Below are 25,286 nucleotides of genomic sequence, written 5' to 3' on the forward strand. Positions count from 1 at the left end.
CGTGACCGCTGCGGCTCAAGGAATCAAATGACTGCTGTCGCTGCGCTTGAAATGGATTTTGCAGGGCCGACTACTTAGTTTGCCAGCAAGCTATTCGAAGAACTCGGGGCCGTACCTCGCGATGAAAGCAAAATTCCACCAACTCTCAGGTCAGTACTTGAGTTGGCGCGAAGCGCTAAATTCCGCAACTCCTCAAACTCCGGGAAATTCTCGCACGCTTCGACAAGCGTGGCGAATGCCTGCTCCCATTGACATTCCTGCCGATATCTCTCTGCAAGATGAATCATCAGCATCGCATCGAAACGCCTGGGAAACTCGAAACCACTCGGCTTCGAACGGCGCCGCAAATGCTGAATGAGCGCCGCCTTGTGTCTTTCAATCGGCCACGTAGGGAGGATTCCGAACAGCATGTGAACCAATAGGGATTCCGGACTGGGTGGGTCCAGCAAATGATGCCACTTCCTCAAAATATCTTCTTGATCGGATGCGTGAAATATCTTAGGCAGTGTTACGCTAACGGCGGCGACGAGAGCGACATATGCTCGACGATTGTGCGCATCCAAGCTCGGTAGAGACGGTGCGATCTTATCCAATGCGGCCTTCAGGTCCGGCATCGTTAGTGGACCCGCAGTAGTAAACATGTCGCAAAATGTCTCAGCAAACCCTTCAAACCAGCGCCTTCCACCGTCCTGACTTATTGCAGCAGGGCACATCCAAGCGCTTGCAGCAAGCCGCACTTGGCTCACGCTCCCGGTTTCACGAATGTATTGATATGGCTCCTTGTCTTTGGTCGGCTGCCGCCGAATGAATTCAAGAATCACGGAACGAGCCACACGATATAGCCCTTGGAAGGTCATCGCGGTTCGACGATCTACCGTAGTTACGCGCTCGGCGTACCCTTGGGAGTCGGCTATTTCGTGCGGAAGTTGGCGCAACTCATGCACGTACTTCGAGCGTGTCTCGTAGGCGAAATCCAGCGCATCCGATAGGTCCAGTCGACCCAATGGCGAAACCTGCCCTAACGCGCCTCCCAAGAAATAGTCAGGCGGCAAATGCGCTAACGTGAATTCCTTAAATCGCCTTCTAAGAAGCACATGCTCGCTAGTGACAATCGCCGCCTTTACGCCTTCAATGATCTCCGGAGCGGCGTTTTCCAACGCCGCCTCCACCGGCAGTCGTTTTCGATCCTCGACATCTTCCCATCTTGTCTCATGGCCATCGAATTCCATAGCGAGTGCTTCAAGAGAGGCGACCATCAACGTATACGCAGTCTCCAAATCGTCGCCTAAGCGATGAAAACCTGTCACAAAAGTCTGTATGGCTCTAACGGCACCCAGGAAGGACTTCCGCTCAAGCGCCAAAAGCACGTCTATAAAATCGGAGAAATCATTGGCCTGCTGTGTGTTAATTGATACCTCAGTATCAAACACACGGCGAAGCAATGCGTTTGGAGCAGTACGAACGCCGAGTCCGCTTCGCCCACCGGTGAGACGCAGTACCAAATCTCGATCAGCACCACATGTAAGGCCAAGGAAAAATGACATTAGCGCCCCGAATTGGGCCTGATATCGATCTACTCCATAGGACACAATTACACCCGGAGCAACTTCGTCCCCCTCGATTCTCTCAATCATCTCGAAGATGAGACTTGGCGCTTGTCCCAAAGTATCTGCAGCAATCACCTTGGCGGCTTTAGTAGAAAGACCTCCTTTTGGTAAATGTGAGAGATTGGAATATAGAACCCCCCGGAGCCTATTCTCCAAAAGAATATTTCCATGGAATAACTTACCGGTAGCAATTTGAAGCACGTGCTCTTCCCCGACGTTGCAGCATCCAAAGTGGCTCAATAAGTCATTCGCGTTGAGCATCTTGGGATGCATGCCCATCCGCAAGCGCCTTAGGCTATTTTGGCATCATTTCCGTGATCGCCTTAATTCCATAGAGGGTTCTTATATTTGGCACGGCACCTATAAGTAGCGCCGCAAGCTTCTCATAGGTATTGGGAATTGCAGCATCCACCCCGAAGTGAATAGTGTTGCGCGAATCCCGAACAGCATCACTCCATACGGCCACTTCCTTTAGACGCTGCGGGCGAATTCGACTGGCTTCAACAACATCACCAAAAAGGTCGTGGTGCTCATAAATAGTGATCACAGCCTCTACCTTCTTCATTGGACCGGCGTTAGAGTCCTCCAAGGTTGCCTGTTGCTTCGCAATGCGTTTAGCCTGAATTGGCGGCGTTCGATTTATTAATGCCATGCCAAGTTCAAGCCAAGCGCCTTCAGAAGCTTTTCCTAGCATCGTGAAGGCAGCTGTAAACAGCTCCGCTCTAAAGCATTTCACAGACTCCGTGAAGGCTTGACCAACGTCCGAATGCATGTTTGTCACGCCAAACGAGTGTAGATAGAGATCAGGCTCGCTAAGGAATTGATTTCCCGCACGGATTTTAGAAAGCGCAAGTCGAACCTCCGAAGGAATAGGCAATTTAGTCTCTTCGAAGCGCCATCCCGATGATTCTCCGCCACCGCCAGGAACTACAGTCGTCCAGTCGATCGATATCGCATCACCGGAGATAGTTTGACTCAACGAAAACAGCAGCCCTGAGTGAATCAGAGACCAAATGGCCTCCCTTGCGGACGCCTCCCAACTCAGCGCCTTTGCTGTCGCAACAATGCCCGCCATTGAGTCGACAGATGGGTGCAAGACGACCTGCTTAGGAAGTGGCGCCTCGTTAGCAAGCAAAACAGCGTCGATCAAATCTGATGTTCGTGTTTTGGTTTTCGCGGCCTCCAGGATGATGGCCTTCGCTATTACAACCCGTTGAGGTGAAACCTCGATACGACCGCGAATTTCCTTCTCTGCTTCGATTTGGTTCATTGCTACAGCTTACTGGAATGTGGCTCTTGGATGACTGACCTGAGGCCCAAAACGCCCCACAAATTTAGGATATGACGAACAGCGATCAGAGCCACCATATTCGTCCAATCAGTCGATGACTCCAACAACATCGCCCAGCTTCCTGTGCCTGGACCTGAAGCGGCCGGGCATCACGGTGCGGCCCATCATCAGCATCTCAGGCGACCAGGAGCTGAACCAGGTGTTCTTCGACGACGTGCGCGTGCCGGCGAGCGGGCCGATCAGCGAGGAGAACCAGGGCTGGGCGATTGCCAAGTTCCTGCTACTGCAGGAGCGCGGTGGTGCTGGCGGTTCATGTCATGCCTTCAAACACCGGTCCAAACCACGTGGGATGTGCCTGGGTGGCAACCTTGCGCACGTGGCGCGCGGGGACGCTCTCGGATTGCGCACGGCATTCGGCGAGGGCCGAAACGGGTGGCTGCCCACGAGTTGCGGAGGCAATCTGCGTGATGGGACGAACCCACCGTCTCAGCGAATCACCTCGTCCAGCCTCCTGAGCTTGGCCTTGCGGCCTTTGAGGGTGCCGCTGGAGAGTTTGGCGACGACCTGGTCGGCGATGCTGGCTTCGACGGCCACGTAGGTGTGGAAGTCGCCGACCTTGATCTTGCCGATCTGGCTGCCGGCGAAGCCGGCGTCGCCGGTCAGCGCGCCCAGCACGTCGCCGGGGCGGATCTTTTCCTTCTTGCCGCCGAGGATCTGCAGCGTGGCCATGGCCGGGCGCAGCGGACCGCCGGGGGCGTCTTTCAGTGCACTGAGTTTTTCCCAGTCGAAGGGCTTGCCCTGGGCCAGCTCGATGCGGCCGATGCGGCCCATCTCGTCCATGCTGACCAGGCTCAGCGCCAGGCCGTCGTGCCCGGCGCGGCCGGTGCGGCCGATGCGGTGCACGTGCTGCTCGATGTCCTGCGTGACGTCGACATTGATCACCGCTTCGAGCTGCTCGATGTCCAGCCCGCGCGCGGCCACGTCGGTGGCCACCAGCACCGAGACGCTGCGCTGCGAGAAGCGGATCAGCACCTGGTCGCGCTCGCGCTGGTCCAGGTCACCATGCAGCGCCAGCGCGACGAAGCCTTCGGCCACCAGCACGTCGACCAGGTCGCGGCACTGCTGCTTGGTGTTGCAGAAGGCGATGGTGCTGGCCGGCCGGTAGTGGCGCAGCAGTTGGCCGACGACGTGCAGCCGGTCGCTGTCGGCCACTTCGAACGCGAGTTGACGGATCTGGCCGGCGGGTGCGGTGGCGGGGCCACCGGTCTTGGCGGTGGGCGCGCTGACGGTCAGCTGGCGTGGCTTGCGCAAGAAACGCGAGGCCAGCTTGGCAATGCCTTCGGGGTAGGTGGCGGAGAACAGCAAGGTTTGCCGCTCGGCCGGGCACTGGCTGGCGACAGTGACCATGTCGTCGATGAAGCCCATGTCCAGCATGCGGTCGGCTTCGTCGAAAACCAGCGTCTGCAGGCCGCCGAGCTGCAGAGCGCCCACGTCCAGCAGGTCCATCAGCCGGCCCGGCGTGCCGACGACGACGTGCGCGCCATGCGCCAGGCTTTCGCGCTGCGGGCGCATCGGCGTGCCGCCGCACAGGCTGAGGATCTTCACGTTGCCGGCGGCGCGTGCCAGCCGGCGCAGCTCTTCTGCGACCTGGTCGGCCAGCTCGCGCGTGGGGCACAGCACCAGCGCCTGGACCTGCCAGAGGCTGCTGTCCAGTGCGGCCAGCAGCGCCAGCCCGAAGGCCGCCGTCTTGCCGCTGCCGGTGGGCGCCTGCACGATCAGATCCTCGCCGGCCAGCGCGGCGGGCAGGCTGGCGGCCTGCACCGGCGTCATCTGCGTGAAGCCCAGCGCGGCCACGCCGGCCTTCAGGGCTTCGGGCAGCGGCAGTTGATCGAAGGCGGCCACGGGGGCCGGGAAGACGGGGGCGGAAGAAGCGGCAGACATGGCGCATTGTCCGCCGCGCTGGCCGGGACGCGCGCACCCGCGGTTCACAAGCCTGTCACGCGTGGGCTGCAAGCTGCCGGCCTGCATGAGCATCAAGACGATTGCGTTGGTCTACTTCAACGCCGGGGGCGGGCACCGGGCGGCAGCCATGGCTTTGCAGCAGGTGCTGCAGGCGCCGGAGCAGCCGCCCTGCGAGGTCCGGCTGGTCAACCTGATCGAGCTGCTGGACCCGCCGCAGCGCTTCAAGCGTGCCACCGGGCTGGCGCCGGAAGACCTGTACAACCTGCGCCTGGCGCGCGGCTGGACCATGGGGCTGGCGCAGGAGCTGAAGCTGCTGCAGGGCATGATCCGCATGGCCCATCCATGGCTGCTGCGCACGCTGCGCGCGCACTGGGACGCGACCGCGCCGGACCTGGTGGTCTCGCTGATCCCGAACTTCAACCGGGCGCTGTACGAGTCGGTGATGGCCTCGCCCGGCAGGCGCTGCGCGACGGTGATGACGGACCTGGCGGACCACCCGCCGCACTTCTGGATCGAGCCCGGCCAGCCGGCGCAGGTGCTGGTGTGTGGCACGCCTCGCGCGGCGGCGCAGGCGCTGGCCGCCGGCCACGCGCCGGCGCAGGTGAAGCGGGTTTCGGGCATGGTGTTGCGGCCTGCGTTTCATGGGCTGGCACCGCTGGCTGCGGACGAGCGCGCCGAGCGCCAGCAGGCGCTGGGCCTGCAGTCCGGCCGGCCCATCGGCCTGGTGATGTTCGGCGGCCAGGGCTCGATGCAGATGCTGCGCATTGCGCGTGGCCTGCCCGAGGTGCAGCTGGTGCTGGTCTGCGGCCACAACGCCCGGCTGGCGACGCGGCTGCGCGCGCTGGCCACGGCCGCGCCCGGTGGTCCGCACGCGGTGCTGGGCTTTGTGCCCGACATGGCCGGGCTGATGCAGCTGGCCGACTTTTTCATCGGCAAGCCCGGCCCCGGCAGCCTCAGCGAGGCGGTGCAGATGGGCCTGCCGGTGGTCACCTTCGAAAACCGCTGGACCATGCCGCAGGAGCGCTACAACGCGCACTGGGTGCGCAACGAAGGCCTGGGCGAAGTGGTGGACTCGGTCAAGGCCGTGCCCGAAGGTGTGGCGCGTTTGCTGGACCAGCTGCCGCAGCGCCGCTCACGGGTGCTGCAGGTGCGCAACCGGGCGGTGTTCGAAGTGGCGGCGCTGCTGCGCGAGCTGGCCGGCATTTCGACGGCGGCCGCCGTCGAGCCGGCGCTGGCAGTGGACTGAAGACCTACTTCGCCTTGTAAATCGCATCCAGCCGGTCCGGCGTGGCGCTGACACGCTCCAGCGACGGGTAGCGCAGGCCGCCGCGCCAGTCGATGCGGGCGCTGAAGAAATGGTCGCCGTCCTTGACCAGCAGCTGGATCGGCGCCTTGCCGTCGATGTTGGCGGTGACGGCGGCCGTCAGCCGGTCGGGCCGGTAGCTGCGTTCGTTGACGGCCAGCACCTGCATGCCCGCGGCAAGTCCCGCCTGGAAGGCCGGGCTGTCCCAGTAGACCTGGTCCAGCTTGCCGTCGCTGGTCACGCGCAGGCCGAGTGAATAGGCCATGTCCTGCGGGCGCTCGTCGCCTTCAGGGCCGCTCCAGCCACGTTCCTGGGCCGAGAACCGGCTTTCTTCGGTGCGCCAGCGCAGCTGCCAGCCGGCATGGCTCACGCCGTCCAGCGGGGCGACGGTGCCGGTGCGGTTCAGGCGCTCGCGCCAGAAACCGGCCCAGTCGTGCGGTTGCAAGGCGTTCAGTGCCGTGACCAGCTCGTCGAAGGTGTAGGTCAGCGGCTGGATCGAGCCATCTGCGCGCTGCTGCGGTGTGCGGCCGAAGAAGCTGCGCGCGAAGTCGTCCAGCGACTTCTTGCCGCCGCTTTTCTCGCGGATCAGCGTGTCGGCGTCCAGCCACAGCAGCAGGCCTTCGTCGTAGTAGTCGCTGCTGCGCTGCCAGTCTTCCCATTCGGCCGTGTGGCCGGGGCCCAGCGTGGCTTCGTTGGTGGTGTCCTGCAGGTTGCGCCAGACCCGGCCGCTGCGGGCCTGCGCGTCGGCCGCAACCGCAGCCAGCCGGTCGCGCGCCTGCTCGGGCGTGGACAGCCCGCTGCGCGCGGCCAGCACGTGGCCCCAGTACTGCGTGAGCCCTTCGTAGACCCACAGCAGCGAGTTGCGCATGGGGGTGTTGTAGTGCGGCGTCCAGAGGTCGGCCGGGCGGCGGAACTTGCCGTTCCAGGCGTGCACGTATTCGTGCGGCAGCAGCTCGCGGCCGCGGATGGCCTTGTCCCAGTCGCTGAAGTAGTCGGCCTCCAGGCCGTTTTCGCTGGACTCGTGGTGCTCCAGGCCGATGCCGCCGAACTCGTCGGACAGCGCCAGCAGGAAGTCGTATTGCCGGTACGGGCGGTGGCCGAACAGCTTGTCGGCCTGCTGCACCAGGGCCTTGTGGGCGGCGATCTGCGCCGGCGTGGCGACGAGCTGGCCGGGCTCGTCGGCCAGCAGGTTCAGCACCACGGCGTGCGGCGTGCCGGGCGGGTCCAGCTCGATTCGTTTGGTGTAGCGGCCGGCGAACAGCGGTGAATCGACCAGGGTTTCCAGGCCAACCTCGGCGTAGTCCACCCAGCCGTCCTCACCAGCACGTGCGGGCTGGCCGGCGGGCGAGCGCAGCGCGGTGGCCGGCTGCCAGCCCACCGGCAGGCGCAGCCGCGGCTTGACGCGGATGGCCGCAGCCGCCGGCCCGGCCGGGTACAGCAGCACGGTTTCCCATTCCACGCCCAGCATCTCGCGGGTGATGCTGATGCGGTCGCCGCCGTGCTTGACCGGCGCGGTGTACTGGAACGCCAGCTGCAACTCGCTGACGCCCGCCGGCACGTTCAGGTGGAAGGCAAACGGGTCGGTCACGTCGCGCTGCCAGGGCAGGCGCCGGTCGCCGGCCAGCACCGTGAGGCCGGCCAGGCGGGCCACGTCGCCATAAGGCCCATGCGCGCCGGGCAGGAAGCGGGCGTAGTAGAGCGTCAGCGGGCCGCCTTGGGCGGCGGGCGCGATGGGCAGGCGCTGGCTCACCTTCAGCAGGCGGTGCGCAAGGTCGGTGGCGTCCACCTCCAGCGCGATGGTGCCGGGCCAGGTCTGGGCGTCTGGCGCAGCTGGCGCAAGCGCGGTGGCTGGAAGCGAGGGCGGTGGCGGTGGCGGGGCCCCCATGGCCGGCGAGGTCATCAAGGCACTGATGGCGCCCAGGCACAGGCCGGTCACGAGCCACCCGCGAATGGGTGCCCGCGCGGCCCGCATGTCTGCGGACAAGGTCTTCGGTAGCTGCATCGTCGAAGTATCCACGCTGCGGCGGAGCGATCCGTCAAGCCCTATGCCGCAGGGGCTGCCTACTGCGCGTTGCGCAGCACGGGAATACACAATCCGTTCACGTTTCGTTCGGGCCACGACAACGTCAACTCAATCACGGTATTGGGCATCGTGGTCGAACCACAGGCAGCGCCCAACGAAGGCCGCTGCCTATCATCCACCGCTCCACTTCGAGAAGACTGCCGCCGCCGGCTCCAGGGCAGCGCGCGGACAGGAACCCCTGGCAATGTCGCCCCCCCGTCGTACAAGGCACGTGGCCAGCCACGGGTTGAGAAGCATCGATGCTTCGACCATCCGCCTGTTCCTGGACTTCGCCAGCCAGCAGACCCGCGACAGCTGGCAGCTGGGCGAGTTGCCTGCGGCAGAGCTGGTGTTCGTGCCGGCGGGCGAGCCGGTGCCAACCGAGGCAGTTGCTGCCATTGGCGTGTGGGTCGGCCCCGTGCCCGAGCATGTGCGCACGATGCCGGCCGAGTTCGAGCCCGTGAAACGGCTGGCACAACCGCTGCAGCTGGAAGCCTTCATCGAGGTGCTGCGGCAGGTGGAACGTGCGGACCCACCCGCTGCACCTGTTGCCGGCAAGACGGCGCCGCCTCCTCCTGCCGCCTTGCCGGCCACCGCGGCGTCGGCGCCCATGGCCAAACCGGCGGCTCCGACCGTGCCCACGCCGCGCCAAGCGCGCGACCCGCGTGCCCGCTTCCGCCTCAAGCGCTGGCCCAGCGCGCGCAGCCTGGCACGCCACCGCTACCTGCCGCGCCTGGCCAGTTTCCTGTCGGCACGCCACCTCAGCGTGCTGGAGCTGGCGGCGCTGAGCAACGTGAGTGCCCAGGAGTGCCAGGCCTTCCTGGACGACATGGCCGCGCAAGGCATCCTGGAGCACCGCATTGGCAGCCCGGGGCTGGTGCTGCCGCCGGCGCCACCACCTGCCACGCATGCGTCCACCTTGCCGCCTTCGACCTTGCCGCCATCCGACTTCGGCGCCGACACCGTGCCCGAACGCCCACCCCAGGCTGCCCCTCGCGAAACCGCGCTGGGCGGACTGATGCAGCGGCTGCGCAGCCGCCTGGGCCTGTCGTGAACAAGGCCACCAGATGACAGAACCCAAGCTCGTCTTCACCGGCCCGCCCGGCGCCGGCAAGACCACCGCCATCGCCGCCTTGAGCGACATCCCGCCCATCGTCACCGACGTGCGCAACTCCGACGCCAGCCTGGCCAAGACGCACACCACCGTGGGCATGGACTACGGCGAGGTGAAGCTGGCTGGCGACGAACGGGTGCGCCTGTTCGGCACGCCGGGGCAGGAGCGCTTTGCCTTCATGTGGCGCATCCTGGCGCGCAACGCGATGGGCCTGGTGCTGCTGCTGGACAACTCGCGCGCCGACCCGCGGGCCGACCTGCGGCTGTACCTGCAGGCTTTTGGCGAACTGCTGCGCGACACGCCTTGCGTGATCGGCGTGGGCCGGCTGGACACCCATCCCGAGCCCTCGCTGGACGCGCTGGCCGATGAACTCGAACAACTGGGCTGGGTCTTTCCGCTGCTGGCGGTGGACGTGCGGCAGCGCGAAGACGTGCTGCTGCTCGTCGACACCGCGCTGGCGCAGCTGGAAGCCCGCCAATGGCAGGACACGCAATCATGAACCCCGAAGTGGACGAGACCCTGCGCCTGCGCGCCCAGACGGTGGCCGACGAGTTGCTGGCCCGCATCGACGGCGCCCGCGCGGTGCTGCTGGCCACGGCCGACGGCTTTGCGCTGGCCAGCGCAGGCGAGCCGCGCGACACGCCGCAGCTTGCTGCGATGACCAGCGCCATCGCCGCCATCAGCCAGGTGGTCAGCCAGACCTCGGACCTGGGCGAGCCGCAGTGCGTGGTCGTGGACGCCAGCCGCGGCTTTTTGCTGGTGCGCTCCGCGCAGTACCGCGGCACGGCCGTGGTCATCAATGTCATGACCACGCGCCAGGCCTTGCTGGGCATGGCGATGCACGTGGTCAACGCGGCCGCCCGCGAGCTGGAACTCTGAAGATGCCCCACCGGATTGCCGAACACCTGCAGCGCATGCTGGACAGCACCGAAGGCGTGGTCGCCTGTGCGCTGGTCGATGCCACCAGCGGCCTGGTCTGGCACCGCTGCGGCCCCGAGTCCGCGGGTGACGAAACCCTGTGGGAGGCCGCCATCGACTACTGGCGGCTCTATGGCCGCCAGCGTGGGCACTTCGAGGTGCTGGGCGAGCTGGGCGCGGCGGTGATGTACCACCAGCATGGCGTGCTCGCGGTGCTGCCCTGCCGGCATGAAACCGAGCTGCTGATGGTCTGCCGCGCCGAGCACCAGGCGGTGGACTGGCGCGGCTGGCAGCGGCGCGTGCGCAAGCTCGCGCTCGAGATCGAAGACCTGATCTGACGCGGCAGCGCGTCGGTTCTTCCCTGTGCCAGCGGCGGGTGCCGAGGGCATTTTTCACCTCCGAAAGGTAGTACTGCCATGGCCTCGATCAAACAATCCCTGGATGAACTCCTCGCCGTCGACGGCGCGCTGTGCGCGGCCGTCGTCGACACCGACAGCGGCATGATGCTGGGCTCGGCCGGCAGCGGCCTGGACCTGGAAATCGCCGCGGCGGCCAATACCGAGGTGGTGCGCGCGAAGATGAAGGCCATGCGACAGCTGGGCCTGAACGACGTGATCGAGGACATCCTGATCACGCTGGGCAAGCAGTACCACCTGATCCGCCCCTCGGCCCGCAAGGAAGGCGTGTTCATCTACTTCGTGCTGGACAAGGCGCGCTCCAACCTGGCGCTGGCCCGCCGCAAGCTGCAGGACGTGGACAAGAACCTGGTGTTCTGACCCGGCCGCGGGTGCTGGCTTACGTGAATACGTCACACCCGCCGCGCCCGTGGCATGTTTTACCCTTTCCATTGATGACAACTGACACATCCATGGGACGCGGCGTTTGCATGCTGTCTGCCATCATCATCTGCAAATTGACGCCCAGCCGGGCAGGGGGCAAGGCCCCGTGCGGCGTGAGCGTCCCCCAACAAGAGGGCGCATGAACGCGAATCGCCGAACCAGGGTCGTGGCCTGCCACGGATTGACCGAGGTGGACCTCTCGGCCCTGCAGATCTTCCTGAGTTTCTCGCTGCACAGCACACGCGACGCATGGTCGCTCGGCACGCTGGGCGAGGCCGACCTGTTGCTGCAGCCGCTGGGCGAGCCGCTGCCGGTGCTGGCCATGCCGGTCACCATCGTCTGGCTGGGCGAGATGCAGGCCGGCGTGCCGGCCGGCAGCCGCTATGCGCTGGCCCGCCCGCTGCAGCTGGACCAGGTGCTGGCGCTGCTGGTGGGCATCGAGCGGCAGGAAGAGGCCGGTTTCGCCGACGTGGTGGCCGACCCGGGCCATTTGATCGCCGATGCCAGCCTGACCCAACCGTTGCCGCGGCACGAGCCGCAGCCAGAACCCAGGCCCTTGCCTGCCACCGCTGCGATGCGGTCCTTGGCATCGGATCCGACCGATGCCGCGGTGATCTTCCGGCTCAACCGCTGGCCCAGCGCCACCAGCCTGGCCACGCACCGCTACCTGCCCCGGTTGGCCAGCCTGCTGACGACGCGCAGCCTCAGCGTGTTCGAGCTGTCCCGCCTGAGCAATGTGGCCGAAGACGAGTGCTCGGCCTTCCTGGAGGACATGGCCTCCGAAGGCATCCTGGACACGCAGTTCCCGTCGGAACTGCCGTCCGAGCTGCCATCCGAGTTGCCGTCCGGTTTCGACGAGGAAACGCCTGCGCGGCCGGCCAGCGCGCCCGCTGCGCCCGGGCTGGTGGGCCAGCTGCGCTCGATGCTGCGCCTCAACTGACCCGGCCTTCAGTCCTTCACTTCGCCGCCAGCTTGTGTGGCGGCGCGTTCTTCACGTACTGGTCGAACCAGCTGACCATTTCGGCGATCAGCTGCTCGTTCGACTCCATTGCCGCGTACCAGTGCGGCTCGTGCGGCAGCATCACCAGCCTGGCGGTGCCGCCGTTGCCGCGCAAGGCCTCGTAGAGCTTGCTGGCCTGCAGCGGTGTGGTGCCGGGGTTGGCATCGTCCGCGCCGTGCACGATCAGCACCGGGGTCTTGAGCTTGTCGGCATAGAAGAACGGCGAGACCTTCATGTACACGTCCGGCGCGTCCCACACCGAGCGGCGTTCGCTCTGGAAGCCGAACGGCGTCAGGGTCTTGTTGTACGAGCCGCTGGTGGCCACGCCGGCGCGGAACAGGTCCGAGTGCGCCAGCAGGTTCACCGTCATCAGCGCGCCGTGGCTGTGGCCGGTCACGCCCACGCGTTCGGGGTCGGCCACGCCCAGGCGCACGGCTTCGTCGACCGCGGCCTTGGCATCGGCCACCAGCTGGTCCATGTAGCTGTCGTACGCGCGCTTGGGGTCGCCGACGATGGGGAACGAGGCGTTGTCGATGATCGCGTAGCCGGCCAGCAGCAGCAGCCGGTACTGGCGCAGCCGCGTGAAGGTGGCCTGCGAGCCTGTCACCTGGCCAGCCTTGGCCGGGTCGGCATAGTCCAGCGGGTAGGCGTAGAGGATGGTCGGCACGCGCGTGCCTTCGACGTAGCCGGGCGGCGTGTAGAGCGTGAACGACAGGTCCAGCCCGTCGGCGCGCTTGTACTTCACGAGCCGCTTCTGGATTGCCCGCACCTCGGGCGTCGGGTCCGGCAGGTGGGTGATGGCGGCGGCGCTGGTGGCGAACTTCGCTTCGCCCGTGGCCGCGTCCACAGTCGCGCCCAGCGTGCGCAGCAAGGCGTTGGGCGGGCTGGCCGGCGTCTGGTGCCAGGTCAGGAAGCGCGTGTTGTCCGGGCCGGTGAAAGCCAGGAAGCGCTCGAAGGCGGTCTTGTCACTGCGAAACAGGCGCTGGCTCTGCAGCGTGTTCAGGTCCAGCCTGTCGAGGAAGGGCCGGTCGCCGTCGGGTGACGAGCCCAGGCCGGACAGGAAGATCGCATCGCCGTCCTGGCGCATCACCAGCGCACCATTGGCCAGCCGGCGGAACACCGGGCGGCCGGGGTTGGCGTATTTCTCGTCGCTGGAGAGGTCCCACACCACCTTGGCCTCAGGCTTGGCCTGGTCGAAGTCGACCCGCAGGCCGCGCCGCCAGTGGCGGTTCTCGTCGAATTCGTCGATCACCGCGGTGTCGGCCCTTTCGCCCCACAGCACGCCCACGTAGCGCTGCGCCAGCCGCACGACCTCGGTCGGCGCGGCGGTGAACGGCGCTTTCAGCAGCATCACCTTGTCGCGCTGCGGCGCGTCGACCTTCCAGTCGCCGCCGTCCAGCGCCTCGGCCCAGACCAGCGTGGCCGGCTCGGTCTGGCGCCACGAGAACTCGCGCGGGCCGACTGGCACGCCGGCCACCGGCACCCGGTCGGTCAGCGGGATGGAGGCGATCTTGGCGATGCCGACCTTGGCCGGGTTGGCGATGTCCCAGACCTCGACCTCGCGCGGGAAGCGCTCGTGGGTCGTGACATAGGAATACGGCTTGTGGATGCGCGTCACCAGCACATGCCGGCCGTCGGGCGCAGCGTCCAGCGATTCGTGGTTGGCCGGCTTGCCGACCGGCACGACGCTGCCGCTGGCGGTGTTGACCAGCGTGACCTGCGAGCTGGCGTAGTAGTCGAACAAGTCCTCGTCGTGCGGGCTGTTCAGCGTGTCGCGGTTTTCGTAGGTGCTGCTCTCGCCCTGTGCGCCGGTGGTCTGCTGGATGCTCGGGCCGCTGGGCACCACGGGTTCGGGCGGCGGCGCGCCCAGGCCGGCCGGCACGGTCAGTACCAGCAACGTCTTCTGGTCCGGCAGCCACTGCAGGCCGTTGTCCAGCATCGGGTTCAGGCGCACGCCCGGCATGCGGCGCAGCGCGCCGGTGGCGGCATTGCCGATCCACAGCTCCACCGCGTCATGCGTGGTGTTGGCAAACGCGAAGTGCTGGCCGTCGGCCGCCCACACCGGCTCACCCGGGCAAGCGCCGGCCGGCAGGGCGAGCGGCGTACTCGCGCCGTCAGGCAGGCGGACGAGGCTGATGGCCTGCGCGCAGGGCGCGATGCCGTAGCCGCCGGGGGTGTCGTGCTTGCTGTGGTTGGCGATCTCGACCCGCGCGCCGGCCAGCTTCAGGAAGGGCGTGGCCACGCGCGACATTGCCGGGTACTCGGTCCACGAGACCAGCAACATGGCCTGGCGCGTCGGGCTCACGAAGGGCACCGGCGGCGACGGGGCGTGCAGCACGTCGAGGATGTTCTTCGGCGGCTGGCTGTAGCCGGAGGGCGCAGCGGATGCAGCCAGCGCGGCGGGCAGCACGGCCACGCTCAGTGCGGCCGCCAGGAGACGGGCAAGCGAAACAGACACGGACACAAGCTCCTTGTGGGATGCGGATGGAAAAGTGGCCACGTCGGTTGAACGTGGCCACAGGGGATTCTTGGGCTTGGCGCTCACGCCGGCTGTTCTTCGATCACGTAGCTCGCGCCGTCGAACTGCGCCAGCGTCTCGACCAGGAAAGGCATCACTTCCTTGAGCTGCGCGTGCAGCGTCCACGGCGGGTTGATGATGAACATGCCCGAGCCGGTCAGGCCGAAGCCGCGCTCGCCGGGCTGGCTCACGGTCAGCCGCACATGCAGCCAGCCCTTGGGCGACAGCGCCATCAGCCGCTTGGGCAGCTGCGCCGATTCGACCCGGCTGACCTGCGGATACCAGACCATGTAGACGCCTTCGGCAAAGCGCACCACCGCCTCGCGCAGCGCGGCAATGACCTTGCCGTAGTCGCCCACCAGCTCGTAGGAAGGGTCCATCAGCACCAGGCCGCGGCGCGGGTTCGGCGGCACCTGGCCCTTGAGGCCGGCAAAACCGTCCTCGTTGAAGATCTGCACATGCTTGTTGCCGCCGAAGTGGGCGGCCAGCGTGCGCGCGTCGGTCGGGTGCAGCTCGAACATGCGCATCTGGTCGGTGCGGCGCAGCAGCTGGCGGGCGATGGACGGCGAGCCGGGGTAGAGCGCCAGCGGCGGCGTCATGCCTTTTTCCAGCACCGGCTGCACGCCATCCTCGCCGGGCTGCAGGTTGAACTCCTGCACCAGCCGCACGTAGTCGGCCACCAGCGGCGGCAGGTCGGGCCGGCTCCACAGGCGGTTGATGCCCTCGCGGTACTCTGCCGTCTTCTGCGCCTGCTGGCCTTTGAGCAGGTAGCCGCCGGCGCCGGCGTGGGTGTCGACGTAGCGGTAAGGCTTGTCCTTTTCCGCCATGTAGCGCAACACCTGGACCAGCACCAGGTGCTTTAGCACATCGGCGTGGTTGCCTGCATGGAAGGCGTGTCGATAGGCCAGCATCTCGGGGGTCTTTCTCTCAGGTCAACACCGGACTGTACCGGGCCGACTAGGCTTGCGGCATGAGCAACCTCTTCTCCCCTCTTCAAGTCGGCCAGATCGCACTTGAAAACCGCGTCGTGATGGCGCCGCTGACCCGCAACCGCGCCAGCGCCGGCCGCGTGCCCAATGACCTGATGGTCGAGTACTACCGCCAGCGCGCCAAGCCGGCCACCGGCATGGGCCTGATCATCACCGAGGCCAGCCAGATCAGCCCAATGGGCCAGGGCTACCTGGACACACCGGGCATCTACAGCCCCGAGCAGGTGGCAGGCTGGAAGAAGGTGACGGACGCGGTGCACGCCGAAGGCGGCAAGATCGTGATCCAGCTCTGGCACGTGGGCCGCATCTCGCACAGCTCGCTGCTGCCCGAGGGCGCGCAGCCGGTCTCGTCGACCGAGAAGGCGGCCAACACCAAGACCTACATTGCCGAAGGTTTCGCACCGGTGTCCGCCCCGCGTGCGCTGACGCTGCCCGAGATCGCCGAGACGATCGAGGACTACCGCAAGGCCGCTCGCAACGCGATCGAGGCCGGCTTCGATGGCGTCGAGATCCACGCCGCCAACGGCTACCTGCTCGAACAGTTCCTGCGCGACAGCTGCAACGACCGGACCGATGCCTACGGCGGCTCGATGGAAAACCGCGCCCGGCTGACGCTGGAAGTGGCCACCGTCATCGTCGAAGAAATCGGCGCTGGCCGCACCGGCATTCGCCTGTCGCCCATCACCCCGGCCAACGACATCGGCCAGGACAGCAATCCGCAGGCGCTGTTCGAATACGTCGTCAAGGGCCTGGCCAGGCTCGGCCTGGCCTACGTGCACGTGGTCGAAGGCGCCACCGGCGGTCCACGCGACCTGAGCGACCAGGGCATCACCTTCGACTTCCCGGCGCTGAAGAAACTCTTCCCCGGCGCCTGGATGGTCAACAACGGCTACGACCGCGCAATGGCCATGGATGCCATCGAAACCGGCAAGGCCGACCTGGTCGCCTTCGGCAAACCCGCCATCGCCAACCCGGACCTGACGTACCGCCTCGAAAAGGGCGCCGAACTGGCCGTGCCGGACATGAAGCGCCTTTATGGCGGCAGCGGGCCGGAGGGCTACACGGACTATCCGAGCCTGGGCTGAGCTTCCGCGGCGCTCACGAACACCACGCGATTGCGCCCTTGCTGCTTGGCACGGTAGAGGGCTTGGTCGGCCAGGTCGATCAAAGGCTTGAGCTCGGCAGAGCCCTCTGCCTGCGTGCTGTCGACCGCGCCCATGCTGCAAGTCACGGTCAGTTGCGTGCCGTCCTCCAGCGCGAACGGGTGCTGCGCCATCAGGCAGCACAGGTGCTCGACGCGCTGCCGGCCGGCCGCAGTGGCACAGGACAGGCCGGGCAGCACCAGCAGGAACTCTTCGCCGCCGTAGCGGCCCAGGGCGTCGTACTCCCGGATGTCGGCCTGCAGGCAGGTCACGACGGCTTGCAGCACGGCATCGCCTGCCGGGTGGCCATGGCGGTCGTTCACGCGCTTGAAGTGGTCGATGTCAAGCAGCACCAGCATCACCGGCGGCCCGCTTCGCCTGGCCCTGGCCAGTTCCCGCTCGGCCGTGGCCATGATGGCTCGCCGGTTGAGCGCGCCGGTCAGTCCGTCGGTGAGTGCCAGTTGCCGCATCTGCTCATGGGAGGCCTCCAGCGCCTGCGTTCGTTCACGCACCAGCCGCTCCAGCTCGGTCTGCCGGTGCATCAGGCGGCGCACGCGCCATCGGTGCGCCGCAATGACCAGGCATGCCATCAAAGCCGCATAGCCCAGGCGAGCCCACTGGCTGCGCCACCAGGGTGGCAGGATCTGAAATGAAAAGCTGACCGTGGCCGAGCGCTGGCCCAGGTCCAGGTTTTCTGCCCAGGCCTCGAAGCTGTATTCGCCTTCGGGCAGGGCCGCAAAGCTCACCTCCTGGTTCGAGGTGACTGCCCACTCGTCGCTTTGCCCACGCAACCGGTACCACACGCGCAAGCCTTCCCGGTTGGCAAAGACGGGCACCCGCCAGTGGATCGCCAGTGGCAGCTCCGACCAGTTCGCCTGCCAGGGCAGGGCAGGGTCTGGCGTTTCCTGGGCGCGCCGGACGCTGGCGATGTGAAGCGCCAGATTGGCCGGAGCCAGCAACTCCTCGGGTTGCGAAATCCTGCTGGCACCCTGGCTGGTGCCCACCCAGATGTCACCGTCCTGGTCTTCATGGAGTGCGTTCTGGTTGCAATCCCCCCAGACCAGCCCCTCGGATGGATCGAAGCGGCGCCAGCGTTCGCCGTCGGTAACCAGCAAGCCCCCATCGGTGGCCACCCACAACCAGCCACGGCGATCCTCCAGCAGGCTCTGGATGTTGCGCCTGCCCAGCGCCTGGGCACGCACGCGCTCCGCGTACCAGTCGCCTGTGGCATCCGGCGCCATGCGCCACAGGCCGCCGTCACGGGTGGCGAAGTACACGCGCTGGTGCCTTCCGCAGGCCAGGGGCCAGACAGCCGCGGCTTCGCTGGGCAGGCCGTGCACCCGGGGCCTTGTGAAGCCTTGGCCGGGCAGTTGCAGCAACAGGCCTGCGCTGGTCGCCAGCCAGAGGCGGCCCGTGTCGTCGTGACACATGTTGGAAATGGCGGCATCTCCCCCCAGCACTGAGCGTTCAGCCTCGATCCGCTGGGCCACCGCCCGGCCTGCGCGGTCGCGCCGAATCTCGTACAGGCCGCCATGGGTGGCCGCCCACAGCGTGCCATCCGGGCGGGGCAGCAACTGGTAGATCACCGGCAGGCCCGCCACGACGCGGCGCCATTGGCCGCTGCGTTCGTCGCGCCGCAGCACCTCGCCCTTGAAGGTCGCCATCCACAGCTGGTGCTGATCGTCTTCCACCACGCTGCCAACCTGGTGGGCGGTGCCGGCGATCGGATGCATCTGCAGACGGTCCCCGGTCCCTGCGCCCCCTGAGGTCTGTGCAAGGCCTGAGCCTGTGCCCAACCAGAAGCGGCCGCTGCTGTCGCGCATGAAGCGCCAGACTTCTGCGTCTGGCAGGCCCTGGCTCATGGTCCAGTTCGACCAGTGGTCGTAGCCTGACCAGCGCGCCAGGCCGCGACCGGCCGTGCCGAGCCAGACCTCACGGTCGCGGTCGACCAGGAGGGCGTGCACGCCGCCGGCGACTTCCAGGCCGTTGCTGCGGCCAAAGCGCTCCCAGCGGCTGCCATCCCAGCGCAGCAGGCCGCCGTCTTCCAAGGTCAGGATGCGGCCAAGGCCGTCTTCCGCCATGGGCATTTGCGGATGCACGGTGCCCAGGCTCAGTTCCGCAGGCGTGAGGGCTTCGAAATGCTGCCCGCCCGGCGGCAGCCGCATGATGCGGGCGCGCGAGCGTGCCCAGATGCTGCCGTCGCGCGCCTGCAGCAGGCTGGACCAGAGCGTCGGCGGCAGACCCTGCTTCGCCTTCCATTGCGCCAGCCGGCCCTGCTGCCATTGGCACAGGGCCTCGCCACAACCCATCCACAAGGTGCCTTCGCGGCCCATCAGGATGGACTGCAGCCCCAGGTTCGTCAGCTCGGCTTCCACCTCGGATGGCAGCGCAGGTTCGGCTTGAAGACTCACGGGCGCTGGCGTGGTGGCTGCGCTGGCGACCATTGCAGCCCGCACCAGCTTGACCCGCCCCCTGGAGAGCACCAGCAGGTCGCCCGTGGCGGTGAGCGCCAATGTCTGCCCCAGGCCGACTGGCAGCGGTCGGCCCTGATCCGTGACCTCGGTGAACCGTCCGTCCTGGCGCAGCCACAGGGCCTCCGCGGTGCCCACCCAGAGCCCGCCCCTGGTTGCCGGCATGAGCTTTGTGATCTGCCGATCTGCCAGTGGCAGCGCTTCAGGGTCGGCGCGCGCAATGCGCGAACCGTCATGCAGGTACAGACCGTTCTCGGTGCCGATCCAGAGTCGGCCTTTGCCGTCTTGTGCCAGGGCGGTGATCACGAGATTGTCCAGGCCGGACGCCGACTGCATGTACTGCAGCGGCAGGGCCTGCGCCATGGCTGCGGGCCCTGCCATCCCCGCCAGCCAACTGGCGAGCACTGCGCACAGGCACCGCCACGCCAGCGGCCAGCGGGTCAGTGCGCTCAACAATTTCAGACTGTGGCCGGGCCTGCTGCCCCTCATGGAAGATCGTGTCATCCCACCGGGAGCGTAGCGCCGCGCATCACGGCAACAAGCGCGAAGAAGCGGGCCTGCGACCCGCCATTCACCCGGGCATTGGGCACTGGCAAGGGGCCCCAACGGGTCAGCGGGCCATCTTGGCGCGGAACCACTCGGTCAGACTGAGCTCGCGGGCGCCGGGTTCCAGCGTGAACTCATCGCCCGCCTGCACCTCGCCCGGCACCAGCACCGCCAGGTAGCTGCCGCAGTAGCCGGACTGCACCATCAGCTTCGAGGCCTGGTTGAAGCCCATCGCGGCATTGAACTTGAAGCAGGGTTGGCGGGGTTCGCTGACGACCAGCACCGCGCCGCTGGGCAGGCACAGGCGGTCGCCAATCCACAGCTCACGTTCCGTCACGCCTTGCAGCGTGAGGTTCTCGCCGACGAGGCCGGGCGGCACGTCTTCGTCCCAGGCGCCGGCGCGGGCCTGGGCGCGCACGGTGCGCCAGAACGGCAGGTGTTCGCTGGGGTAGGCGTAGACGGCCTTTTGAATGCCGCCGTGCACCGTGGGGTCCGCCTGCTCATCGCCTTCGAGCCCCAGCGGATGGATCATCACAGGGCCGCTGCAAGGGCGCTTGCCAATGGCGGTCATGACCTCGCGGCCGTTGATCTGCACCCGCTGGGCGCGGGCCACGTTGACGCTGAGGATCTTCATGGCGCCATTTTCGCCGGGGATGGGGAGCGGGGCCAGCGCCGGGCCGCCCCAAGCGGCCCCGCCTACCCGCCCGGCGGGTGACCCCGCGTACTCGCGGGGGCGGGTGCCCATTTACCTGCGGTGGATCTTGATGGTCTGGACCTTGGGTGTGCCGCCGTCGCCGCAGGCACTGCAGCCGCCGTCCCCGCCGCCACAGCCGCCGGCCTGCCGCGCCGCCTTTTGCAGCCAGGCCTGGTTCGGCGCCAGCGGCAGCAGCTTGCGCGCCAGGCCCTGGCGCAGCGCGGCGGGCATCAGCGTCCACAGCGCATAGGCCAGGCTGCCGGCCACCAGTGAAAGGACGATCAGGTTCTGCATCAGCATGGCGTCAGCCTCCCAGCCAAAGGGTCACGTGATAGGTCACGAACGCTGCCGCGTAGGCCAGCGCGAACAGGTAGGTCGCCATCCAGAACGGATAGCGCCAGCTGTTGGTCTCGCGCCGCACGGCGGCCAGCGTGGAAATGCACTGCGGCGCGAAGATGAACCAGGCCAGCAGCGCGTAGGCGGTGGCCAGCGACCAGCCTTGCGCGATGACAGGGGCCAGGCTTTCGGCAACCTGGTCGTCTGCCGCGGACAGCGAATACACCGTACCGAGCGCACCGACCACGACCTCGCGCGCCGCCATGCCGGGCACCAGCGCGATCGAGATCTGCCAGTTGAAGCCGATGGGCGCGAACACGTGTTCCAGCAGCTTGCCGAGTTGGCCGGCGAAGCTGTACTGGATGGGCGCGCCGGTGGCGCCATCCGGTGCGGCCGGGTAGCTGGAGAGGAACCACAGCAGCACCGTCAGCGAGAAGATGATGGTGCCGACACGGCGCATGAAGATGTGTGCGCGCTCCCACAGGCCCATTGCCAGGCTGCGCAGGCTGGGCACGCGGTACGGCGGCAGTTCCAGCATCAGCGGCTGGTAGCGGCTCTTGTGCCACACGCGCTTGAAGACCCAGGCCACCGCGCAGGCCGACAGCACGCCGGCCAGGTACAGCGCAAACAGCGTCAGGCCGCGCAGGTTGAACGGGCCGACGGCGCGGTCCGGCACGAAGGCGCCGATCAGCAGCGCGTAGACCGGCAGCCGCGCCGAGCAGGTCATCAGCGGCGCGACCATGATGGTGGCCAGCCGGTCGCGCCAGTTGGCGATGGTGCGCGTGGCCATCACGCCCGGGATGGCGCAGGCGAAGCTGGACAGCAGTGGGATGAAGGCGCGGCCCGACAGCCCAACCTTGCCCATCAACTTGTCGAGCAGGAAGGCGGCGCGCGGCAGGTAGCCGGAGTCTTCCAGGATCAGGATGAAGAAGAACAGGATCAGGATCTGCGGCAGGAAGACGATCACGCCGCCGACGCCGGCGATCACGCCGTCGACCAGCAGGCTGCGCAGCGGGCCATCGGGCATGTGGGCGCTGGTCCACTCGCCCAATGCAGCCATGCTGTCCTTGATCAGGTCCATCGGCCAGTTGGCCCACGAGAACACGGCCTGGAAGATGATGAACAGCAGCGCGGCAAGGATCAGCGGGCCGATCCACGGATGCATCACCAGCGCGTCCAGCCGGGCGTCCAGCCGCGGCTTGCGCATGGGTTGTGGGGCGGCCAGTGCCAGGATGCGGGTGACCTCGCGCTGCAGCACGATGACTTCGTTCAGACCGACCGCCGGCCGCGCGGCATGGCCGTGTTCGGTGACGGCGGCCGGAGCGGCTGGCAGGCGGCCGATGGCCTCGCCGAGCTGCTGCAGAAGTCCGGTGTGGCCGTCGTTTTTCACGGCCACGGTCTCGACCACCGGGCAGCCAAGTTCGGCCGCGAGGATCTTGCTGTCGATCGCCAGGCCGCGCGCGCGGGCCACGTCTGCCATGTTCAGCGCCACGACCATCGGCCGGCCCAGCTCGCGCAGCTCCAGCACCAGGCGCAGGTTCATGCGCAGGTTGGTCGCGTCGACCACCGCGACGATCAGGTCCGGCACGTCTTCCCCGGCACGCCGGCCTTCGATGACCTCCAGCGTGACCTGCTCGTCCAGCGTGACTGGCCGCAGGCTGTAGACGCCCGGCAGGTCGATCACCGAGACCGTGCGGCCGCTGGCCAGGCGGGCCGTGCCGACCTTGCGCTCGACGGTGACGCCGGCGTAGTTGGCGACCTTCTGGCGCGCGCCGGTCAGCAGGTTGAACAGCGCGGTCTTGCCGCAGTTCGGGTTGCCGACCAGCGCGACGCTGGGTGCGCGGTCACCGAGCTCGCCCAAGGTCGCTGCGTTTGCCGCGCTCATGCCTGCCCCTCGGCCAGCTTTGCCGCGCCATCCAGGGCCACCTCGATGCAGACGGCTTCGGCCAGCCGCAGCGCGAACAGCGCATCGCCGACCATCACCGCCAGCGGCTCGCGCCCACCCGGCCCACGCTGCACCACTTGCACCGGCTCGCCCGGCAGGAAGCCCAGTTCGGCCAGACGCTGCAGCGCGGCTTCATCGAGATCAGCGCTGCGCGTTTGCAGCTGCGCCACGTGCGCGAGCGCACCGGTGGGGAGTTCGGACAACAGCATGGAGCAGATGGGAAGGATCGGCGGGTGAGCGTGCGGCGGGATGCCGGCGCGGCTTCGCATACAAATGAGAGTATGTCTCATTTGCACTCCCGGCGCTGCATCCACGGGTTTTGCTCGGCTTTTCCCCGTCGCCCATCCCGCTGCGGCCTCAGGCATCAGTCCATGCCGGATTTGCATGACGGATCGGTCACGCTTGGCGCACGATTACCTCGAAGTTACATTGAAGCGACGGATGCCTACCCATGGGACCAGGCTGCGGCTGGGCGACATTTCTGGAATTGCGATGTAACCGCTGCAGCACTGTCGCCGCCGTCAGGCACCCGCTCGCTCGCGGCATTGGGCGAGCCCCGCATGTGCCGGCAGGCCGTTTGGCCGCCGCTCCGGTGACATCGGCGAGGTTCGCCCAATCCCGTCTTTTGACTTTGATGATTGGAGCCTTGCCATGAACCGCCCCGTCGAGGAAGGTGTGCGTTTGAACGCGCCCGCCTATGTGAAGAACGCCCGCCTGCTGGCCTGGGTGGCCGAGGTCGCCGCGCTCACCGAGCCCAGCGACATCTACTGGTGTGATGGCTCCCAGCAGGAGTACGACCGCCTCTGCCAGCTACTGGTGGCTGCCGGCACCTTCAAGCAGCTGAACCCCGTCAAGCGCCCCGGCAGCTACCTGGCCTGCTCCGATCCTTCCGATGTGGCGCGGGTCGAAGACCGCACCTTCATCTGCGCCCAGCGCAAGGAAGACGCCGGCCCGACCAACAACTGGATGGCGCCCGCCGAGATGCGCGCGCTGCTGCAGACCGGTGAGCAGCCGCTGTTCAAGGGCAGCATGAAGGGCCGCACGATGTATGTCGTGCCGTTTTCGATGGGCCCGCTGGGCTCGCCGATCGCCCACATCGGCGTCGAACTGTCGGACTCGCCGTACGTGGCGGTCAACATGCGCGTGATGACCCGCATGGGCCGCGCAGCGGTCGAGCTGCTGGGCGTGGAAGGCGACTTCGTGCCCTGCGTGCACACCGTGGGTGCGCCACTGCAGGCCGGCGAGGCGGACGTCTCATGGCCCTGCAACAAGACCAAGTACATCGTGCACTATCCCGAGACGCGCGAGATCTGGTCCTACGGCTCCGGCTACGGCGGCAACGCGCTGCTGGGCAAGAAGTGCTTCGCGCTGCGCATCGCCTCGACCATGGGCCGTGACGAAGGCTGGCTGGCCGAGCACATGCTGATCCTGGGTGTCACGAGTCCGGCCGGCAAGAAGTACCACGTGGCCGCTGCCTTCCCCAGCGCCTGCGGCAAGACCAACCTCGCGATGCTGATCCCGCCGGCCGCGCTGGGCGACTGGAAGGTCACCACCATCGGCGACGACATCGCCTGGATCAAGCCGCGCGCCGACGGCAAGCTCTACGCGATCAACCCCGAGGCCGGCTACTTCGGCGTGGCCCCGGGCACCAATTTCGAAACCAACCCGAACTGCATGCACAGCCTGGACCGCGACGTGATCTTCACGAACGTGGCGCTGACCGACGACGGCGACGTCTGGTGGGAAGGCATGGGCCCGGCGCCCGCGCACGCCATCGACTGGCAGGGCAAGGACTGGACGCCGCAGATTGGCAAGGAAACGGGCGCCAAGGCCGCGCACCCGAACGCCCGCTTCACCGTTCCCGCCACCAACAACCCGGCGCTGGACCCGGCCTGGGACGACGCCGCCGGCGTGGCCATCGACGCGTTCATCTTCGGCGGCCGTCGCTCCACCACCGTGCCCTTGGTGACCGAGGCACGCGACTGGACCGAAGGTGTCTACATGGCCGCGACCATGGGCTCGGAAACCACCGCCGCAGCAGCCGGCCAGCAAGGCGTGGTGCGGCGCGACCCGTTCGCGATGCTGCCGTTCACCGGCTACAACATGAGCGACTACTTCCAGCACTGGCTGGACCTGGGCGCCAAGCTGCAGGCCGAAGGTGCGACGCTGCCGGCGATCTTCTGCGTCAACTGGTTCCGCAAGGGCGCGGATGGCAAGTTCGTCTGGCCGGGCTACGGCGACAACATGCGCGTGCTGAAGTGGATGGTCGAGCGCCTGGAAGGCCAGGCGCAGGCGACCGAACATTTCTTCGGCCTGAGCCCGCGCTACGAAGACCTGAGCTGGGAAGGCCTGGACTTCAGCCGCGAACAGTTCACCAGCATCATCAGCGCCGACCCGGCCGCCTGGACCGCCGAGCTGAAGCTGCATGACGAGCTTTTCAGTCAGCTGGCCTACCACCTGCCGGCCAAACTGAGCGCCACCAAGGCCAAGCTGGAGAAGGCGCTGGGCGCTTGAGGCGCAGTCAGCTCACCACCAGCAGCGCCCCGCGG

General features: G+C 67.0%; 21 protein-coding genes. 9 read left to right on the forward strand and 12 right to left on the reverse strand.

Going from position 1 to position 25,286, the window contains the following annotated elements; translation table 11 throughout:
- Positions 1-74: 74 nt before the first annotated feature.
- From AC3WR5_RS17180 to dbpA, 4 genes are all read right to left on the reverse strand, one after another.
- Positions 75-1,886 carry a hypothetical protein gene (locus AC3WR5_RS17180; RefSeq protein WP_492485908.1) on the reverse strand — a complete coding sequence of 604 codons (1,812 nt, stop codon included), beginning with the start codon at positions 1,884-1,886 and terminating at the stop codon, positions 75-77.
- Between the two features lie 16 nt (positions 1,887-1,902).
- A complete protein-coding gene (locus AC3WR5_RS17185) occupies positions 1,903-2,877 on the reverse strand; it encodes a hypothetical protein (protein WP_492485909.1) in 975 nt (324 codons plus the stop codon).
- A 108-nt stretch (positions 2,878-2,985) separates the two neighbouring features.
- Positions 2,986-3,171, reverse strand: a complete 186-nt coding sequence (locus AC3WR5_RS17190; RefSeq protein WP_492485910.1) for a hypothetical protein — start codon at positions 3,169-3,171, stop codon at positions 2,986-2,988.
- Between the two features lie 213 nt (positions 3,172-3,384).
- Entirely contained in the window at positions 3,385-4,839 is a 1,455-nt protein-coding gene (gene dbpA, locus AC3WR5_RS17195) for an ATP-dependent RNA helicase DbpA (protein WP_492485911.1), read from the reverse strand.
- An 85-nt stretch (positions 4,840-4,924) separates the two neighbouring features.
- Between dbpA and AC3WR5_RS17200 the strand changes: the two genes are divergently transcribed.
- Entirely contained in the window at positions 4,925-6,106 is a 1,182-nt protein-coding gene (locus AC3WR5_RS17200; RefSeq protein WP_492485912.1) for a glycosyltransferase, read from the forward strand.
- A gap of 4 nt (positions 6,107-6,110) precedes the next feature.
- Here the strand turns inward: AC3WR5_RS17200 and AC3WR5_RS17205 are convergent, their stop codons facing one another.
- On the reverse strand, positions 6,111-8,165 hold the full coding sequence (locus AC3WR5_RS17205; protein ID WP_492485913.1) for a M61 family metallopeptidase: 2,055 nt from the start codon (positions 8,163-8,165) through the stop codon (positions 6,111-6,113).
- Between the two features lie 265 nt (positions 8,166-8,430).
- On the opposite strand from AC3WR5_RS17205, the gene AC3WR5_RS17210 reads away from it, so the two are divergent.
- The 6 genes from AC3WR5_RS17210 to AC3WR5_RS17235 all read left to right on the forward strand — a co-directional run bounded on the left by AC3WR5_RS17210 (position 8,431) and on the right by AC3WR5_RS17235 (position 12,036).
- Positions 8,431-9,279: a hypothetical protein gene (locus AC3WR5_RS17210; RefSeq protein WP_492485914.1), complete on the forward strand. Its 849-nt coding sequence runs from the start codon at positions 8,431-8,433 to the stop codon at positions 9,277-9,279.
- Positions 9,280-9,292: 13 nt separating this feature from the next.
- The gene (locus AC3WR5_RS17215) at positions 9,293-9,838 is read left to right on the forward strand and encodes a GTP-binding protein (RefSeq protein WP_141287326.1); all 546 of its coding nucleotides are present in this window, start codon (positions 9,293-9,295) and stop codon (positions 9,836-9,838) included.
- Entirely contained in the window at positions 9,835-10,218 is a 384-nt protein-coding gene (locus AC3WR5_RS17220; RefSeq protein WP_170200833.1) for a roadblock/LC7 domain-containing protein, read from the forward strand. The genes AC3WR5_RS17215 and AC3WR5_RS17220 overlap by 4 nt, the downstream gene beginning before the upstream one ends.
- 2 nt (positions 10,219-10,220) lie before the next feature.
- Positions 10,221-10,595: a hypothetical protein gene (locus tag AC3WR5_RS17225; protein WP_141287324.1), complete on the forward strand. Its 375-nt coding sequence runs from the start codon at positions 10,221-10,223 to the stop codon at positions 10,593-10,595.
- A gap of 78 nt (positions 10,596-10,673) precedes the next feature.
- Positions 10,674-11,033 (forward strand): hypothetical protein, encoded by a 360-nt coding sequence (locus AC3WR5_RS17230; RefSeq protein ID WP_141287323.1) that lies wholly within the window; start codon positions 10,674-10,676, stop codon positions 11,031-11,033.
- Positions 11,034-11,235: 202 nt separating this feature from the next.
- Positions 11,236-12,036 carry a hypothetical protein gene (locus AC3WR5_RS17235; protein WP_492485915.1) on the forward strand — a complete coding sequence of 267 codons (801 nt, stop codon included), beginning with the start codon at positions 11,236-11,238 and terminating at the stop codon, positions 12,034-12,036.
- Positions 12,037-12,052: 16 nt separating this feature from the next.
- On the opposite strand, the gene AC3WR5_RS17240 is transcribed toward AC3WR5_RS17235, so the two are convergent.
- Both AC3WR5_RS17240 and AC3WR5_RS17245 read right to left on the reverse strand, forming a co-directional pair.
- Positions 12,053-14,554 carry a S9 family peptidase gene (locus AC3WR5_RS17240; RefSeq protein ID WP_492485916.1) on the reverse strand — a complete coding sequence of 834 codons (2,502 nt, stop codon included), beginning with the start codon at positions 14,552-14,554 and terminating at the stop codon, positions 12,053-12,055.
- Between the two features lie 83 nt (positions 14,555-14,637).
- Positions 14,638-15,525 (reverse strand): 23S rRNA (adenine(2030)-N(6))-methyltransferase RlmJ, encoded by an 888-nt coding sequence (locus tag AC3WR5_RS17245; protein WP_141287320.1) that lies wholly within the window; start codon positions 15,523-15,525, stop codon positions 14,638-14,640.
- A 59-nt stretch (positions 15,526-15,584) separates the two neighbouring features.
- Here AC3WR5_RS17245 and AC3WR5_RS17250 point away from each other — a divergent pair, with 59 nt between their 5' ends.
- Positions 15,585-16,688 (forward strand): alkene reductase, encoded by a 1,104-nt coding sequence (locus tag AC3WR5_RS17250; protein ID WP_492485917.1) that lies wholly within the window; start codon positions 15,585-15,587, stop codon positions 16,686-16,688.
- On the opposite strand, the gene AC3WR5_RS17255 is transcribed toward AC3WR5_RS17250, so the two are convergent.
- The 5 genes from AC3WR5_RS17255 to AC3WR5_RS17275 form a co-directional block, all read right to left on the reverse strand.
- A complete protein-coding gene (locus AC3WR5_RS17255; protein ID WP_492485918.1) occupies positions 16,670-19,579 on the reverse strand; it encodes a ligand-binding sensor domain-containing diguanylate cyclase in 2,910 nt (969 codons plus the stop codon). The two genes, AC3WR5_RS17250 and AC3WR5_RS17255, sit on opposite strands and share 19 nt — an antisense overlap.
- A 247-nt stretch (positions 19,580-19,826) precedes the next feature.
- Complete coding sequence (locus AC3WR5_RS17260) at positions 19,827-20,396, reverse strand: MOSC domain-containing protein (protein ID WP_492485919.1); 570 nt, start codon at positions 20,394-20,396, stop codon at positions 19,827-19,829.
- 111 nt (positions 20,397-20,507) lie between these two features.
- Positions 20,508-20,756 (reverse strand): DUF6587 family protein, encoded by a 249-nt coding sequence (locus AC3WR5_RS17265; protein WP_231012895.1) that lies wholly within the window; start codon positions 20,754-20,756, stop codon positions 20,508-20,510.
- Between the two features lie 4 nt (positions 20,757-20,760).
- Entirely contained in the window at positions 20,761-22,677 is a 1,917-nt protein-coding gene (feoB, locus tag AC3WR5_RS17270; protein WP_492485920.1) for a ferrous iron transport protein B, read from the reverse strand.
- On the reverse strand, positions 22,674-22,946 hold the full coding sequence (locus tag AC3WR5_RS17275; protein WP_141287991.1) for a FeoA family protein: 273 nt from the start codon (positions 22,944-22,946) through the stop codon (positions 22,674-22,676). Before AC3WR5_RS17275 ends, feoB begins: the two co-directional genes overlap by 4 nt.
- Positions 22,947-23,388: 442 nt before the next feature.
- Between AC3WR5_RS17275 and AC3WR5_RS17280 the strand changes: the two genes are divergently transcribed.
- Entirely contained in the window at positions 23,389-25,251 is a 1,863-nt protein-coding gene (locus AC3WR5_RS17280; protein WP_492485921.1) for a phosphoenolpyruvate carboxykinase (GTP), read from the forward strand.
- Positions 25,252-25,286: the final 35 nt, after the last annotated feature.

The sequence above is a fragment of the Ideonella sp. FW305-24 genome (genome assembly GCF_058788035.1).

Coding starts and splice junctions, on each gene's coding strand:
- AC3WR5_RS17180 (WP_492485908.1), bottom strand. CDS start 1,886: ATGGGCATGCATCCCAAGATGCTCAACGCGAATGACTTATTGAGCCAC.
- AC3WR5_RS17185 (WP_492485909.1), bottom strand. CDS start 2,877: ATGAACCAAATCGAAGCAGAGAAGGAAATTCGCGGTCGTATCGAGGTT.
- dbpA (WP_492485911.1), bottom strand. CDS start 4,839: ATGTCTGCCGCTTCTTCCGCCCCCGTCTTCCCGGCCCCCGTGGCCGCC.
- AC3WR5_RS17200 (WP_492485912.1), top strand. CDS start 4,925: ATGAGCATCAAGACGATTGCGTTGGTCTACTTCAACGCCGGGGGCGGG.
- AC3WR5_RS17205 (WP_492485913.1), bottom strand. CDS start 8,165: ATGCAGCTACCGAAGACCTTGTCCGCAGACATGCGGGCCGCGCGGGCA.
- AC3WR5_RS17210 (WP_492485914.1), top strand. CDS start 8,431: ATGTCGCCCCCCCGTCGTACAAGGCACGTGGCCAGCCACGGGTTGAGA.
- AC3WR5_RS17215 (WP_141287326.1), top strand. CDS start 9,293: ATGACAGAACCCAAGCTCGTCTTCACCGGCCCGCCCGGCGCCGGCAAG.
- AC3WR5_RS17220 (WP_170200833.1), top strand. CDS start 9,835: ATGAACCCCGAAGTGGACGAGACCCTGCGCCTGCGCGCCCAGACGGTG.
- AC3WR5_RS17225 (WP_141287324.1), top strand. CDS start 10,221: ATGCCCCACCGGATTGCCGAACACCTGCAGCGCATGCTGGACAGCACC.
- AC3WR5_RS17230 (WP_141287323.1), top strand. CDS start 10,674: ATGGCCTCGATCAAACAATCCCTGGATGAACTCCTCGCCGTCGACGGC.
- AC3WR5_RS17235 (WP_492485915.1), top strand. CDS start 11,236: ATGAACGCGAATCGCCGAACCAGGGTCGTGGCCTGCCACGGATTGACC.
- AC3WR5_RS17245 (WP_141287320.1), bottom strand. CDS start 15,525: ATGCTGGCCTATCGACACGCCTTCCATGCAGGCAACCACGCCGATGTG.
- AC3WR5_RS17250 (WP_492485917.1), top strand. CDS start 15,585: ATGAGCAACCTCTTCTCCCCTCTTCAAGTCGGCCAGATCGCACTTGAA.
- AC3WR5_RS17255 (WP_492485918.1), bottom strand. CDS start 19,579: ATGGCGCAGGCCCTGCCGCTGCAGTACATGCAGTCGGCGTCCGGCCTG.
- AC3WR5_RS17260 (WP_492485919.1), bottom strand. CDS start 20,396: ATGAAGATCCTCAGCGTCAACGTGGCCCGCGCCCAGCGGGTGCAGATC.
- AC3WR5_RS17265 (WP_231012895.1), bottom strand. CDS start 20,756: ATGCTGATGCAGAACCTGATCGTCCTTTCACTGGTGGCCGGCAGCCTG.
- feoB (WP_492485920.1), bottom strand. CDS start 22,677: ATGAGCGCGGCAAACGCAGCGACCTTGGGCGAGCTCGGTGACCGCGCA.
- AC3WR5_RS17275 (WP_141287991.1), bottom strand. CDS start 22,946: ATGCTGTTGTCCGAACTCCCCACCGGTGCGCTCGCGCACGTGGCGCAG.
- AC3WR5_RS17280 (WP_492485921.1), top strand. CDS start 23,389: ATGAACCGCCCCGTCGAGGAAGGTGTGCGTTTGAACGCGCCCGCCTAT.